This is a genomic window from Micromonospora sp. NPDC050397 (assembly GCF_044901685.1).
GTDB lineage: Bacteria > Actinomycetota > Actinomycetes > Mycobacteriales > Micromonosporaceae > Micromonospora_G.
Genome location: NZ_JBJDPS010000006.1, coordinates 175706 through 189300 on the forward strand (window position 1 = coordinate 175706; position 13595 = coordinate 189300).

15 protein-coding genes and 1 pseudogene are annotated in these 13595 nt (G+C 67.7%); 2 read left to right on the forward strand and 14 right to left on the reverse strand.

The features are described from left to right. Window positions 1-76: 76 nt before the first annotated feature. From ACI2K4_RS21850 to ACI2K4_RS21875, 6 genes are all read right to left on the reverse strand, one after another. On the reverse strand, window positions 77-394 hold the full coding sequence (locus ACI2K4_RS21850) for a hypothetical protein (RefSeq protein ID WP_404513630.1): 318 nt from the start codon (window positions 392-394) through the stop codon (window positions 77-79). After that, window positions 391-1794 (reverse strand): MFS transporter, encoded by a 1404-nt coding sequence (locus ACI2K4_RS21855; protein WP_404513632.1) that lies wholly within the window; start codon window positions 1792-1794, stop codon window positions 391-393. Before ACI2K4_RS21855 ends, ACI2K4_RS21850 begins: the two co-directional genes overlap by 4 nt. Next, on the reverse strand, window positions 1785-2633 hold the full coding sequence (locus ACI2K4_RS21860) for a phosphotransferase (protein ID WP_404513634.1): 849 nt from the start codon (window positions 2631-2633) through the stop codon (window positions 1785-1787). Before ACI2K4_RS21860 ends, ACI2K4_RS21855 begins: the two co-directional genes overlap by 10 nt. Window positions 2634-2683: 50 nt before the next feature. Then, on the reverse strand, window positions 2684-3232 hold the full coding sequence (locus tag ACI2K4_RS21865) for a kinase (RefSeq protein WP_404513636.1): 549 nt from the start codon (window positions 3230-3232) through the stop codon (window positions 2684-2686). Then, complete coding sequence (gene fxlM, locus ACI2K4_RS21870) at window positions 3229-4470, reverse strand: methyltransferase, FxLD system (protein WP_404513638.1); 1242 nt, start codon at window positions 4468-4470, stop codon at window positions 3229-3231. Before fxlM ends, ACI2K4_RS21865 begins: the two co-directional genes overlap by 4 nt. A 91-nt stretch (window positions 4471-4561) precedes the next feature. Continuing rightward, window positions 4562-5044 carry an NUDIX domain-containing protein gene (locus ACI2K4_RS21875; protein ID WP_404513640.1) on the reverse strand — a complete coding sequence of 161 codons (483 nt, stop codon included), beginning with the start codon at window positions 5042-5044 and terminating at the stop codon, window positions 4562-4564. Window positions 5045-5271: 227 nt separating this feature from the next. Here ACI2K4_RS21875 and ACI2K4_RS21880 point away from each other — a divergent pair, with 227 nt between their 5' ends. Both ACI2K4_RS21880 and ACI2K4_RS21885 read left to right on the forward strand, forming a co-directional pair. Beyond that, on the forward strand, window positions 5272-6135 hold the full coding sequence (locus tag ACI2K4_RS21880; RefSeq protein ID WP_404513642.1) for a helix-turn-helix domain-containing protein: 864 nt from the start codon (window positions 5272-5274) through the stop codon (window positions 6133-6135). A gap of 100 nt (window positions 6136-6235) precedes the next feature. After that, window positions 6236-6787, forward strand: a complete 552-nt coding sequence (locus ACI2K4_RS21885; RefSeq protein WP_404513644.1) for an NUDIX hydrolase — start codon at window positions 6236-6238, stop codon at window positions 6785-6787. A 167-nt stretch (window positions 6788-6954) separates the two neighbouring features. Here ACI2K4_RS21885 and ACI2K4_RS21890 read toward each other — a convergent pair whose 3' ends face one another. The 8 genes and pseudogenes from ACI2K4_RS21890 to ACI2K4_RS21925 form a co-directional block, all read right to left on the reverse strand. Continuing rightward, entirely contained in the window at window positions 6955-7599 is a 645-nt protein-coding gene (locus ACI2K4_RS21890) for a hypothetical protein (RefSeq protein ID WP_404514085.1), read from the reverse strand. Window positions 7600-7608: 9 nt separating this feature from the next. After that, a pseudogene (locus tag ACI2K4_RS21895) lies at window positions 7609-7913 on the reverse strand (protein-L-isoaspartate(D-aspartate) O-methyltransferase); the annotation flags it as partial. Window positions 7914-8400: 487 nt separating this feature from the next. Next, complete coding sequence (locus tag ACI2K4_RS21900) at window positions 8401-9237, reverse strand: HAD family hydrolase (RefSeq protein ID WP_404513646.1); 837 nt, start codon at window positions 9235-9237, stop codon at window positions 8401-8403. Between the two features lie 156 nt (window positions 9238-9393). Continuing rightward, window positions 9394-10227, reverse strand: coding sequence for an endonuclease/exonuclease/phosphatase family protein (locus ACI2K4_RS21905; RefSeq protein WP_404513648.1), 834 nt, complete (start codon window positions 10225-10227; stop codon window positions 9394-9396). Between the two features lie 4 nt (window positions 10228-10231). Next, complete coding sequence (locus tag ACI2K4_RS21910; protein WP_404513650.1) at window positions 10232-11068, reverse strand: helix-turn-helix domain-containing protein; 837 nt, start codon at window positions 11066-11068, stop codon at window positions 10232-10234. Between the two features lie 3 nt (window positions 11069-11071). Further along, complete coding sequence (locus ACI2K4_RS21915; protein ID WP_404513652.1) at window positions 11072-11896, reverse strand: hypothetical protein; 825 nt, start codon at window positions 11894-11896, stop codon at window positions 11072-11074. Window positions 11897-12102: 206 nt separating this feature from the next. Further along, window positions 12103-13017: a S1 family peptidase gene (locus tag ACI2K4_RS21920; protein WP_404513654.1), complete on the reverse strand. Its 915-nt coding sequence runs from the start codon at window positions 13015-13017 to the stop codon at window positions 12103-12105. Between the two features lie 100 nt (window positions 13018-13117). Continuing rightward, entirely contained in the window at window positions 13118-13447 is a 330-nt protein-coding gene (locus ACI2K4_RS21925; RefSeq protein WP_404513656.1) for a hypothetical protein, read from the reverse strand. Window positions 13448-13595 lie beyond the last annotated feature (148 nt).

Consider the following 13595-nt stretch of genomic DNA (forward strand, 5'->3'; position numbering starts at 1 on the left):
AGCCGGTTGTAGAGGGAGTAGGTCGCTGCCCGAGGACCGGCCGAGCGTATGTGCACGAGGTCTGCCGGGATGCGACTCAGCGTTGTTTCCAAAGGTCCTCCAGGAGAGTCAGGTCGGTGGTGGCGCCGGAGGGGGTGTAGTGGGTGTGCCGCAGTGGGGCCACGAACTCGGGCAGGGGCGCCCCGGCTTGCAGAGCGGTGGTGATCGCCGTGGACAGCGCTTCGGTTAGGCCGGCCAGCGTGGAGCCGTGTTTACCGACGCGCAGATCGACGTGGGTGAGCTGACCGGACGAGGTGGCCGTGGTGAGGCGTCCCCTGATGCCGTCCAGCACGAAGTCGGTCGTGGTGCCGGTGTAACGGCGGGGTGCCCGCCGCTGCGGGTTGTCATCGCTCATTCTGCGTTCTCCCTGGGTGTGGTGGCGGCGGTGGCCGTGACGGCGGTGGGCAGGCGGGTGCTCGCGCTACCGGAACGACGTGCCGGTAGGCGACGTCCGCTGGGCGGGTTGGCGGCGGGGGTGTGGGGCGGGCTGTTCAGGGTTGTCTTCCACGGCAGGAACGCGGCGCTGGTGAGGGTGAGGGCGGCGGTTGCCGTGAGGGCGGTGCGGGGGCCGGTGGCGGCGGCGAGGATGCCGGCGGCTGCGATGAAGAGGGGTTGGGTGAGTTTGCTGGTGATGGACCAGGCGGTCAGGACGCGGGACAGGCAGTGCTCGCTGGTGTGGTTCATTCGGTAGGCGGCGAAGGTGGGATTGAACGTTCCCGCGGCGAACAGCAGGAGTGTGTCGGCGAGGGTGATGATGATCAGGCCCGGTGTGCCGGGCGGGGCGAGGGGGATGAATCCCATCCAGAGTGTGCGGGCGACGCCGGTGGTGAGCAGGATCCTGCGGAGCCCGTATCGGGTGGTGAGGGGACCAGCGGTGAGGGAGCCGAGGATGCCGCCGAGGCAGGGCAGTCCGAGGGCCAGACCGTACTGCCAGGGAGCCAGGTGTAGGTCGCGGAGCATGAACACCGCGATGATGGGCGTGCTGGCCGTGATGGCGCCGCCGAAGATGACGGCGTTGACGAACAGGGCCCGCAGGCCCGCGTGGTGAAGGATGTGCCGCCATCCTTCGATGGCTTCCCGGCCCCGGCTCGGCTCGGGTTGCCGCGCAGGTGGCGGCGGCTCGGCGCTGCGGAGGCGGCGGATCCCGAGCGCGGATACCAGGAAGCTCGCGGCGTCGACAGTGATGGACGCGGTAGCGCCGAGCCAGGACACGAGGACACCGCCGATGGGTGAGCCGAGGCTGTTCGCCGTCCACTGGGAGGTCTCGAATCGGCTGTTGGCGGTGACACATTGATCGGCGGTGACCAGGTGTTTCAGGTGTGCGCCGCTGGCGGCGTTGAACACGATGGTGCCGGCGGTCTGCACGACGGCGACGACGCACAGTTGCTCGTACGTCAGGGCGCCGAGCGCGGCGGCGATGGGGACGCTGGTCAGGGCCGCGCAGCGCAGCAGGTCGGCGCTGATCATCACGGGCCGTTTGCGCCGAAACTCGATCCAGGGACCCAGGGGTAAGACGATGACCGCCGAAGCGAGGCCGGAGATCACCGCGAGCAGGGAGATCTGCAGACTCGATGAGTCCAGCAGCAGGATCGCGACCAGCGGCAGCGCGCCCGCCCCGACGGCGGATCCCAGGTGGCTGACCGAGTAGGCGCCCCACAGGAGGTGGAAGTCACGGCTCAGCGGGGGAGGTGCCTGTGAGCTGCCCGCGGGGCTGCGCTGGGTCCGCGCGCTGGCGGTTGTCCGGTTTATGCCCATCGCATCAGTGCCTGAACGTCGCGGCGTGCCTGGCTGAGTAGCTGTCGCAGGTACGCGAGCCGGGACGTGGTCACGCCGCCTGCTGGCAGCACCGTGTGCAGGCGGATCTCTCGGCAGGTCAGCAGGAGCAGGTTGACGTAGTAGGCGGCGGTGATGTCGGCGGTTCGGACGCGTTCGGCGATCGCGGCAGTCAGGGTCGGGCTGGCTGCGGCGCCGACGATGTGCAGCAGCGCGAGGTCGTAGCCGGGTAGGTAGCTGCCGGTGTGCTCAAAGTCGATGAGAGCGCAGTGCTCGCCGTCGAGGAGCAGGTTCGCGGGCAGGGGGTCGCCGTGTGCGGTGACCCGGCCCGAGCCGAGCTGGTCGACGAGGGTGTGTAGGGCGTACTGGTCGGCGTCGTCGAGGAAGCCAGCGGCGTGTTCGGCGTCGATCCGGCCGTGGTATTCGATCGGTTGCGGCAGTGGCGGTGTTGGCGTCCAGGCGGCGAGGGTGTCGAGGGTGTTCAGGACCAGCTGTGCGGTGGCCGGGCTGACGTCGCGAGTGAGGTGGCGTTGGTCGTCCAGGCGCTGCCCTGGTAGCTGCGTAAGGACGGTCAGGTGGGCGTCGGCGTACAGGACCTGCGGCACGCGTACGGGGGGCTGCTGATCGGTGAACAGTTCGTACATGCGCAGCTCGTGCTGGCGTCGGCCTACCCAGTACGGGTCGTCGGTGGTCAACAGCTTCACGATCACCGGTTGGCCGTCGCGGCGGCCGGTGGCGACGACGGCCTTGTCGGTGCGGTGCACAACCCGGCCGGTGCCCACCCCTGCGGCAGCGGCACGGGCGATCAGCGCCGGGAACACGTCATCCGCCCCGAGACCGGCATGGTCTGGGGTTGCTCTGGGTGGTGCGGTCATGGGACGGCCGGGAGCAGGTCGTCGTTGCGGCCGGTCATCGGCAGGCCGGCGGTGGTGGCGATGCGCTCGATCGCTTGCTCCAGGGTGGTTTCAGGGAGGACGAGTTCGTCGGGCCAGCCGAGGACGTCATGCGGGGTGTACCAGCTGCGCAGGTTTTCCGGCGATACCTCCGCCGCCATGGGACGCGTTTCGTGGCGCCGCAGGGTTTCTGGCAGCGACACGTCGAGGTAGACGAAGAGCGTTCGCCCGCGGTGCGGGTCGCGCAGCTCGGTGAGCATGCTCCGATACCGGGCGGTGTGCATGATCCCTTCGAGGATCACGTGGTAGCCGTGGTCGAGGCAGAAGCGGACGTTCTGCGCGATGAGCGTGGGCGCGAGACCACCTGGCTTGTCACGTTCCCTGAGAAGGATCCGCCTCATATGATCTTGGTCAACGAGGGCGCAGCCGCGGCCGTGCCGATACCGCAACTCACGGGCAATGGTGCTCTTACCGGAGCCGGAGTTCCCCCGAACGCAGATCAGGATCGGCAACTCTGTGTTGCTCATCGGTTTGTCTCCGGCCAGGTGATCGCGGTCAGCGTGTGGCGGCGGGGCACGAGCAGCCGCAACCGTTCAGTGTCGGGCAGGCGCGTGCCGGCCGGGTGCACGGTGATGTCCGCGCCGGCGCCGGCCCGGTACTGCTGATCCCAGGCGACTGTCAGTTCCATCAGATCGCTGGTCAGTCTGGCGGCGTGTGGACCGAAGCCGTGCCCGCCGAGCTGCCACGTCGTCGTGGCGTGGCGGCTCATGGTCAGGTAGGCGAGGCTGTCAGTGGTCAGCAGGGTGGGGCAGAAGAAGCGGTCCTGTGGATCCAGCAGGCCGGCGGTGCGGTCCCGGTCGACTCTGAGTACGCCGTACGGGCGAGGTTGACTGGCCAGCCACAGGTGCAGGCTCTCGAGGCAGGTGCCCATGCTCATGTCCAGGGTCACCGGGGAAGCCAGCTCAACCCGTGGCCCGTCAAGGGCAGCGCGGAGGGACTCGGCGTTGGTGGTGGTGGTGTCGTCGTCCAGGGTGAGAACGGCGTCGTCGCCGCGCAGCGGCACCTGGCGGGCCGGGTTCCGGCCGTGGCCTTGCATCGCGACGAAGCCGCACTGCACGGACGCTGTCGCGGCCAGGTGGTCACCTGCGGACTGCAGGGTGAGGCAGCGGGTGTTGCCGCGCATCCGCAAAGGCACCACCAGCCTGCCGGCTGGGGAGAGCTGGTCGGTCCAGGCGGGTGGGAGGTCACTGGCCTCGACCGTGACGAGCACCGCGTCCCACAACCCGTCGGCGGGATGGCCGTGGACGCCATCGGCGTGGACCACCTTGACCTGCGGGTAGCCGGCCCGTGCCAGCGCCGCTTGCGCGTGGGTGACGACCTGCACGTCGATGTCGACGCTGACGACCGTTCCGGCCGGGCCGACGACCTCGGCGATCAGCGCGGCGTTGTACCCTCCTGAGCCGATTTCAAGAACCCGGGCGCCGGGCCTCAGCCCGGCCGTCTCCAACATGTACGCCTGCAACCACGGCGCGGAGATCGAACTGGTCGCCTTTCCGTCCGAGCCGCGTCGGGTGACGACAACATCATTCGCATACGCGCTCTCGATGCTGGTACCGGCCGGAGCGAACAGGTGCCGCGGCACTGCGGTGAACGCCGCCGCCACCTCCGGTCGGGTAATCCAACCCTGACTGCGCAGCTGGTCGACCAGCTGCCGGCGAGCGTCCTCCGCCGTCAACGTCTCGATCGTCCTGCTTCCAGGTGCCACGAGGACATCTCCTCCCTCGAACGAATATCAGGTGAGCAGCCGGCCGACCGCGACGAGCATCGGCCCCTTGCTGGGATGCGGCAGGTCGAGATCAGGAGACCGGCACTCCGTCTTCGAGGTAGCGGGTCGACCCGTCGGCACGCGCCTGGAGGCATTCGCTGACGCGGCGGGCCAGCAACGGCTGCAACCGCTGGCGCGTCTGCGGCGGGGCAGACCACGCCCAACCCTTCAACTCGGCGGGCGGCACGACGATCCGCTGCGCCTGAACCGCGTCCAGGACACCGCCATCGAAGACGAGCATCACACCGTCGGTGCGGCCATCACGGGCCGGCACCCAGTCCACGACGAGCAGCCGACCCGGCGTCAGGCCCACGCCGAGCTCTTCGCGGCACTCCCGCACCGCCGCCTGCCACGGCGACTCGCCGGCCTCAACACTGCCTCCGGGAATCTCCCAATCCGTTTTGTACGCCGGCTCGACCAGCAAAACCCGATCCCGCGAATCGGTGATCAACAGTCCGGCCGCCATCCGCTTGCGCGGGAGACCAGCGGTGAATTCCTGGGGGTCGGAGGGCATGCGGGCACCGTAGAACTCCCGGCAGCCGACACGCCCACAGCGCCACGCACCGACAATGTCGGCACATCCCGACACCAACTCCAACACCCGCAACCTTGACCGCGTTCGGCGACATCTGATGGTGCTACCTCGCCGCATGATGCACCGGCTGCCGGCCCGGAACCTGTCACAGCGAGCCGTTATGGTGATCGCTCACCGTGAGTTGTTAAACCCGGGGGTGGTGGCCGATGGGCGACAGCGACGAGATCAGTGCTGCGCGCCGCGCGCTCGGCCGTCGCCTCGCGCACCTGCGTAAGGCCGCCGGACTCACGCAGCACGGCCTCGCCCCTCTCGTGAGGTACGCCCGCAGCTCCATCGCCAGCATCGAAACCGGCCGGCAGCACCCCGACCGGACGTTCTGGAACCGCTGCGACACGATCCTGCGAACGGGCGGCACGCTGACCGCCGAGTACGACCGCATCATCGAGCTGGACCTTCACCGTCAACGCGCCCAGGCCACGCCGGTCGACACCGCGGCGGCCAGTCCTGACGTGCTGTGGGAGCCCGAGGAATGCATCACCGCCCGCCGGTCGGCCCTGATAGGCACCGCAGACGATGACGCCCGGCTGACGCACCTGGAACACGAGATCCAGCGGGCGATCACTGACAACGAGCGCTGCGCGCCGAGCACGCTGGTTGCTCGTCTGCGTCCGCTGAGGGCCTGCGTCGACGAGCTGATGGCCGCCACGCAACACCCACCGCAACGGGCTCGGCTCTACACGGCCGCCGCACACCTGTCCGGACTGCTCGCCGCTCTCGCCCTGGACCTGCGGGCCTTCCGCATCGCGCGCGCGTACGCCGCCGAGGTGTCCGACCTGGCCGTCGCCGCTGAGCAGCCCGACGTACTGGCCTGGGCCCACGCCACCCAGAACCTGATCGCCAATCACACCAGCGACCCACAGGAGGCCCTCACTGACGCGGCAGGCGGCCTGAGACAGGTCGAAAATAGTTCACACCGTATCCACGTGGTCATCAACGGGCTGGCGCGGCATTCGCCCGCATCGGCGATCGCAACGACGTCCACCGCGCCGCCGGAGGTGCCGTCGCCTTGATAGCGAGCAGCCGACAGGCGCACAGGTCAGCTCACCTTGTCTGAGCAGGCGACCTGGTAAGAAGTGTGCTCGGGCGGACAACCTAGAACGGAGGCGAGTCGTGGCGATCGACAACTCGGACATCTTGGGAGCCGTGTCTGCCTACCTCACGTTCTACCCCCACGAAGCCGCGTCGCTGGCGGTGCCGACGCGGCTGTTGTCCGAAGGAGCGAACGTCGCCTCTCGGTCTCATCTGCCCATGCACGTGACTGTCGGTGCGCTTTTGGTGCGCGGCGGAGCTGAAGTACTACTTGTCGATCACCTCGCCTACGGGATACTGCTCCAGCCTGGAGGACACCTCGAGCCGACTGATGCCACGCTGATCGGCGCGGCGATGCGGGAGCTCGTGGAGGAGACCGGCGTTGATCCCGCCGGTATTGTCCCGACCTCGCAGGTGCCGGCTTATGTCGAATACGGGCAGGTTCCGGCGCGGCCCGATAGAGGGGAACCTGCACACTTCCATCTCGACTTCGGGTTTCCGTTTGCGACAGCGTCTTCTGATGTGGGTCTGATCCAGGAGTCGGAGGTGCGAGGTGCCGCTTGGTACCCGCTGGCCGAGGCCGAGCGGCTTGTCGGCCGCCGCGTCGCGCGAGCGGTAGACGCGCTGGCGTGAATGCGTGATCGGAGCGGGGCGAAAGTTGCTCCAGCCGAACCGCCGGAGGGCTAACACATGCACCGGTTCAGACCAAGACTTCGTTCACGCTCACGCTTAGGAACGATATCTACGTCTAGTGTCGGTGAGTGCGGATCCGACCGGATGGCGGTGATTGAGTCCGGACGTCATTTGCTGGTGCCGGCGGTGACCCGCAAGTCCCAGCCCGGCAGGTCATCCCCGTCGTTGGGCACAAGGTTCGTGTCGAACCACGCGGCCTCCGGGCGTCCCGCCTGCTCCCATTGGCTTAGCCAGGTCCGCAGCGCGGTCAGGGACGGGGAGTTCGCGGTGTCGGCGAGGATGGTGCCGTCGGTCAGCATGACGGCGGCGGTGGTCACGGTGGTGTGCCCGATGCCGCGCATTCCACTGCCCAGGGCGGCGATGCTGCGTCGTGGTCCGCCAGCGATGAGGGAGTAGGCCGTCCATGACAGCCAGTCCAGGGGTGCGCGCTCATAGGTCTCGGTATGGCCGGGGTTGAGTAGCAGGTTGAGGGCTGTGCGGGCGCCGGTGTGTTGCGGATCGTCGTGGTCGCGCCAGCCGACGGATATCCATGCCGGCTGGGGCTGGTCGATGTGGTGGTCCACCCAGCGTCCCGGAATGGTCAGGGCGTCGTGAACGGCGGTGGCGGTGCTCTGGGCGTAGCCGCCGAAGGTGACCGTCTCGACACGCGGTTGTCCCGCGGACAGGGTGATGGATGCGATCAGGGTGGTGGATGGCTGCGCGGCGATGGGCAGGCAGGCCACGATCCGTCCGTCCGGGGTGAGTTGATCCACCCACGCCCGGGGTAGCCGTGGCGGCGTGCACCAAGCCACGATCCGCTGGTAGGGGGCGTGCGGTGAGTAGCCGGACATGCCGTCGGCGGCGTGGCAGGTGATCGTGGTGACGCCGCGATGGCGGTGGAGCCGGCTCGCGCGGCGAGCAACGCGCCGGAGTAACCCGTGCCAGTGCCAATCTCCAGCACGCGGGCGCCTTCGTTGACGTCGAGGGCGATCACGTCGCGTTGGATGGCTTCTGCGGCGGACCGGTGCAGGGTTTCGCCTCGGTGCTCGTTGTGGGTGTAGTAGCGCTCCGGCACACGGTCGAACATCGGATCGGCGGCGGTCACAGGACCCCTTTCGCGACGCGAGATAGCCTGCCCATGTCACGCATGGGCGATCCGCCTGCGGACATCCGCTTGGCCAAGGAAATGTGCGGCGTGCTTCTTGCGCGATGTCAAGCAGCGGGCGAATGCGAGCACGATGGGGCCCGGTGAGTGTGCACCGGTGATGCCGCGGGCAGGAGGCATGCGCGACCTTTCCAAGTTGTTAACGTGCGGGTGATGTCCGCGGCAACTCACGAAGTTCGCGGAGGATGTCGCGGACCGTTGGTGAGCGCGGTGCGGCGGGGCGAGTTCGTCGTGAAGTCGGCTTAGTAGTACGGAGCTGACGGCGGGTAGACGGCCGAGAGCCACGCGGGCTGTGCTGACCGCGAGGTCGAGGTCACCTGTGGCGTTGTGCGCGAGGCTGAGCCAGGCGCCGTGGCGTAGTGCGGCGGTGGGCCGTGCCATGACCTTGTTGACAGCCGCGGGGTGTCGTTTAGGTGGCATCGGCGGGCGGGCGGGGCCCTATGTCCCTCAAGGGCGAGGGTCTACTGAGGGGTCGAGAGCCCAGGGGACGGAGGATGGCTCGTACGGCCGCATTGACGTTGGGGTAGGCGGGCGTCGATAGCTGCCCGGGTGGAAGCGGCTGTGGGTGACGTGGCACCCAGATGGGATGTAGCCCTGCTCGTCTGGCACCGACGATGTCGTTGGTCCAGTCGTCGCCGACGTAGAGGCAACTGCCCGGGTCCACCCCGAGTTCTCGGCAGCAGCGAGCGAAAGCCTCAGGGTCCGGCTTGAGCACCTGGTCGTCGAGACCGCAGATGACGGCGTCGAAGAGGTCGAGGAGTCCGGCCTTCGCCAACCTGGCTTCGGCATGAACTCCGGCCGCGTTGCTGACCACCGCGAGGGGATACCTGTCCGCCAGGGCTCGCAGGAGTCCGGGTAGGTGCGGGTCGGGGCGGATCATCGTGAGTTGGTGAGCAAGGAGGGCTTTGACCAGCTGATCCAGCTCGGCGTCGGTCGGCGAGATGCCGACGGCGGCCAGGGCGTGCGTCCACATGTACTGGCGGATGGCGTGGACGGAGCCGAGGGGGGCGAGCACCCCGGAGTAGTCACTCCACGCGGCATAGTAGGTGCGACGGTACGCGGCGGCGAGCGCGGCTGGGACGGCGATGTCGTGCTTGCCTGCGGTGAACCGGCACACCACGTCCAGGGCGTACCACATGGCATCGCTGGAAACCAACGTGTCATCGATATCGAACAGCACTGCCTCAACCACGGGCAGGGCCGTGCCGGCTATACCCGAGGAGATCGTGACGGAATCGGTTGTCATATGTCGTATGAGTCCTATAGCCAGAGGAGTGGTGGGTAACCAGAGACAGCCCGGGCATTGCGGCGGGGAGACGGCGAGACGGTGCTCGTCACAAGCCGGACCGGGCACTGCCAACCATTGGGATTGCCGCGACGGCGTCCAGCAGGTGCTGGGGCGTCAGGTGTAGTCGCGCAGGATGCCGCGATCGATGCGCGTCAGGTCGAGTCGGGTGAGTACGCCGTGGTGATCGCCGTGCGGGTTGTTCACCCACACGTAGTCGTCGATGGCGGGTGCCACGCTGGCGGTAGCCCAGAACTGGTCGACACGTACCCCGCCAGCCTTCCCGGTCGGCCGTCGCAGTGAGGGATTCTTCCGCTGATCGGCGATGTGTGCGCAGGCGTCAACGAGGCCGGCGTCCCGCAGGGTCTCGCCGACGATCCGGTTGCCGCGCCAGGGCTCGGCGTCGTGCCGGCGGCGGTGGCACCGCGCGGCGCGGTTGTAGGGCTGGATCGTCTCCCAGTCTGGTTCCTCGTCGCCGAGCGGCAGGTGGTTGATATCTCCACCAACCACGCCGAGCCCGCCGTAGCGGTAGAGCCGGGTGGCGACCGTTTGCGCTTCCTGTGCCGCCTGCTGCGCGGAGTAGGGGATGAGATGGGTGCTGATCACGACCAGCGGCACTGGGAGGCGGTCGGTCAACCCGGGGACATCGAAGCGGGGGGCGCTGTAGCCGTGGTGGAGCTGCGCCGAGTGGGCGGTATCAACCTCCACCAGGGTCAGCTTGTCGCAGCGCCAGGCCACCCCCACCGGCAGGTTTCGCGATGGTGCCCCGACGATCGTCATGCCCAGGTCATCCTCGGCCGTACGAACATGATCGGGGTTGGTGAGCCAGTCGGCTTCCTGCAAGAGCACCAGGTCCGGCTGCTGCGCGCGTATGACGCTGGCGAGTCCCGGCCACCGTCCCTCCTTCATTGACCGGTGTTGCAGGTTCAAGGTCAACAGGGTCAGGTGCATGGTCTCACTCCTCGATATGCCGGGTGAAGGAAAGGGGTAATGCTGCTGCGGCCAGGTCGGTGAGGATCCGGTCGTAGTGGGAGACCTGGTGTGCGGCGGTCACGGTCGCGCGGGTACGGCGCGGCAGGTAGGCGACGCTTTCGCCACCGGGCAGGTCGAGCAGCGTGACCGACTCGTCCAGACCAGGGAACAGCCCCATGCTCAACGGCAGGACGTGGAAGGAGATCGTGTCCCGGCGAGCGAGGTCACGCAGTCGGGTCATCTGGTCGCTCATGGCGGTTACGTCGTCGGCGCCGCGGATCGGCCGACGCAAGGCCGCCTCGTCCAGCACGATGTGAATGATGGGTGGGTTGTCGCGGTCGATGATTGCCTGGCGGGCCAACAGGACTTCCCATTTGCGTCGCAGCAGCTGGGGCGGTGTTCTCGCCGCGAATGTCTCGATGACTGTCCGGGCGTACGTCTCGGTACGTAGTAGCTCCGGTATGAGCAACGGCTCGTAGTGCCGCAACCGCGTCGCCGAGCTTTCCCAGCTCAGATACGTCTGATCTTGAGCCGTGAGCACATCGCGAAACGCTCCCCACGGCTGGCGTCGGACCAGTCGCGCGTTTTCTTCGAGCTGGCTGCGCGCTTCCTCGTCCTGAACGTCGTAGAGGTCCAGCATCGCGCGCAAGTCGGTCTTCGATACTCCGACCTGTCCGCCCTCGATCCGCATGATCTTCGACGTGGCCCAGCCCAACAGGTCACCGACGGCCGCCTGTGTGTGTCCCGTAGCCTCTCGCGCCGCGCGGAGTTGCCGACAGAGGGACAGTCGCGGCGCTGCTGGCCCGGACCGCTCACGCATCTCTCACCGCCCTTGGAGGCGTCGCCACCGGGCGACTCTGGTGGCGAGCTTGAGACGAGGGAGCACCAGGTCGTTGAGGATTCTCGCTACCTCAAATGCGAGACCGGGCAGCCGGCCGACGGTTTGCCAAGTGATATCTACGCGCATGTACCCGCGGGCACAGAGGTCCGTCGCGATAGGAAGCAGGTGGCGAGTGCCCCAGACGAGAACGACGTCGCGCTCGGTGCCGTAGAGATGTACCAGCGCTGTGTCATTTCGCCGGTGATCAATGACGGGATGCAACGTGTTGGCGATCTCCCGCTGAATCGTCGCACGGTTACTCGCGGCGGCCCTGAAGGCGGTGACGGTTTCCCTGCGAAATTTCACGGCGGGTAAATAGTGCCCGTCCGGCCAGTCCAGTCGTCGGTGCGTGACACGAGCGCGGTCACGTACGTCGTCGATTCCCATGAGTCGTAGGATTTCAAGCTCGCTGAGATCGTGGTTTTGCCACGAATCGTCGGGAAGGCCGTCGCTCTCTCGAATCCACCCGCACTCTGCTGCTCGTCTGCCGACCAGAACACGGACAGCATCCAGTTGATCGAGGACTTCTTGCTCGGCAGGAGTCGCGGCGGCGTCAGTCGGGTGCGCCCGAACGCCGTTGCCCTCTCGGTGCACGACCGCGCCCTCCTGATGGAGTTTGGCGATGTCCGCCAGCAGAGCGGCGTAATAGCGGGCTTCCCCGATGGGGGCGGTGCCCACGAGCGTTACACGGCGCAGGTTACTTGGATCGATGAACTGCGCGATGGGTGTCTGGAGGCGTCGCGCTCTGATGCGCAGATACTCGGCCATGGGCGGGTAGGACTCCCTTGAAGTTCTGGTCCGCATCGCTACTGACGGCGGCTGGGGCACCACAGCGTGGCCGCGAGTCCGCTCGTCCTGCCCCCATGGATCGCGGCTTGGCGTGGCACATACCCATCGAGGAACCCGGTCCGGTCTGCGTCCCTCAGCTCAGCGTCTGTAGGCGCGTGGCCGGACCGGGTCCCGTCATGCTGGTGCTACTGGAAGTCGACCTTGAGCAGGTTCAGGAGTTCTCTGTTGGTGTTGTCCATGGCCCCTGCCGGTGGGCAGGTGCACGGCTGTGTCTGCCGGGTGAGAATCGTGGTGTAGATCCAGTTACGGAACGGCACGTGGGTGGGGTCGGTGTAGACAGTCGGCGCGCCACACGGGTCCGTCTGACTGGTCTCCCGGCTGGCGACGCCGACCGATGCCCAGGACGGTCGCGCACCGGTACTGAAGCCGGAAACCTTGAGCAGCGGGCTGCCAGAGTCGCCGAAGCAGGGTCCGCCGCCGACACATATATCGCCGATTCCGGCGAATCCGCCTTCACAGGCCGTGGCGGTCAGTCGGCGGGTGTCAAGCTCTTGTAGGATCGCGGGAGGCGTCACGCCCGGTGCGGGCGGGAACTCGGTGAGACCCCACCCGATCGCCCGGACGACATCTCCCTTGGGTGCCTGCCGGAGGGCGAGCGGCAGGAGTGCTGCCCGTACGGGCTGGTCGAGCTCGACCAGGGCGAAGTCGGAGACCGCCCCGGCGGGCCAGTTCGCGCCCCACACCCACTCGGGGTACAGATAGACCTTCTTGCCCGTAACGACCTGGCCGCCGGTGGTGCGGTCGACGCTGCCGATGCGCAGGGTGACGTTGCTGCCGGGCACGCCGATCGGCGTGGGCGCGGCGAGCTGGTCGCTGACGCAGTGCGCGGCGGTCAGCACCCACTGCGGGTGGATCAGGCCGGCGCCGCACAGCGCGGTGCCCTGACCGGGAAAGAAGATCTGAGCGGAGGCCATGCCGTCGTACGGCTGGGTGGCGGGCCGCCCGCCGACTATCGCGGCGGCTGGGGTGGCTGCGCCGGCGAGGATGCCGGCGAGCGCGACCGTCACGACGATGGTCGACCGTTTGGTGAGGAGTTTCATCGAGCCCTTTCTCGGTTGGTTCGGGGTTGTGTGCACGGCCCGGCACGGTGTGGTGCTGGGTTGTCTTCGGAGCGCTGTGGTGACCCCGCCTGCCGTCTGGTTACGACGGTGGTCTCCTGCACTGGTCGGCCAGCAGCCGAGTGCGTCCCTGCGGTAGGTGTCTGCGAGCCCGGCCGAGGCGGTTGTCAACGAGCGCGTGATCCTCCCGCTGTATGGCGCATTCGTCCCGGACTCGAACGTCAGGTGTGACGATGCCCTGCTCAGCCAGTACCTGCATGCGCTGTTCGGCGTCCGCGCGTATCTCCTCGGCTGGCTTTCGAGGCGGTGGGACAGGTGTCGTCGGTTCAGGAAAGAGGACAGCCGCGATGGCACGGATTACCGGGTCCGCGCGCCACTCTTCGAGGTCGAAATCCTCGTCGTCGTAGGCCACGCAGGAAACCACTGCCCAGCGGGATCGCATTTCTACTACTCCTTTCGCGTGGTCACCGGGCGACCAGAGCCGATTTCGACGTGGGTTCCGGGTCTGGCGCGGCTGCGGCCGGGGCATCGAGCGCTGGTCATGGGATGGGTCTGTGGGG

Excerpts from the sequence above, each read along its gene's own strand:
- ACI2K4_RS21855 (WP_404513632.1), bottom strand. The coding sequence starts at position 1,794 with ATGGGCATAAACCGGACAACCGCCAGCGCGCGGACCCAGCGCAGCCCC.
- ACI2K4_RS21905 (WP_404513648.1), bottom strand. The coding sequence starts at position 10,227 with ATGCACCTGACCCTGTTGACCTTGAACCTGCAACACCGGTCAATGAAG.
- ACI2K4_RS21850 (WP_404513630.1), bottom strand. The coding sequence starts at position 394 with ATGAGCGATGACAACCCGCAGCGGCGGGCACCCCGCCGTTACACCGGC.
- ACI2K4_RS21880 (WP_404513642.1), top strand. The coding sequence starts at position 5,272 with ATGGGCGACAGCGACGAGATCAGTGCTGCGCGCCGCGCGCTCGGCCGT.
- ACI2K4_RS21920 (WP_404513654.1), bottom strand. The coding sequence starts at position 13,017 with ATGAAACTCCTCACCAAACGGTCGACCATCGTCGTGACGGTCGCGCTC.
- ACI2K4_RS21915 (WP_404513652.1), bottom strand. The coding sequence starts at position 11,896 with ATGGCCGAGTATCTGCGCATCAGAGCGCGACGCCTCCAGACACCCATC.
- ACI2K4_RS21865 (WP_404513636.1), bottom strand. The coding sequence starts at position 3,232 with ATGAGCAACACAGAGTTGCCGATCCTGATCTGCGTTCGGGGGAACTCC.
- ACI2K4_RS21910 (WP_404513650.1), bottom strand. The coding sequence starts at position 11,068 with ATGCGTGAGCGGTCCGGGCCAGCAGCGCCGCGACTGTCCCTCTGTCGG.
- ACI2K4_RS21875 (WP_404513640.1), bottom strand. The coding sequence starts at position 5,044 with ATGCCCTCCGACCCCCAGGAATTCACCGCTGGTCTCCCGCGCAAGCGG.
- ACI2K4_RS21900 (WP_404513646.1), bottom strand. The coding sequence starts at position 9,237 with ATGACAACCGATTCCGTCACGATCTCCTCGGGTATAGCCGGCACGGCC.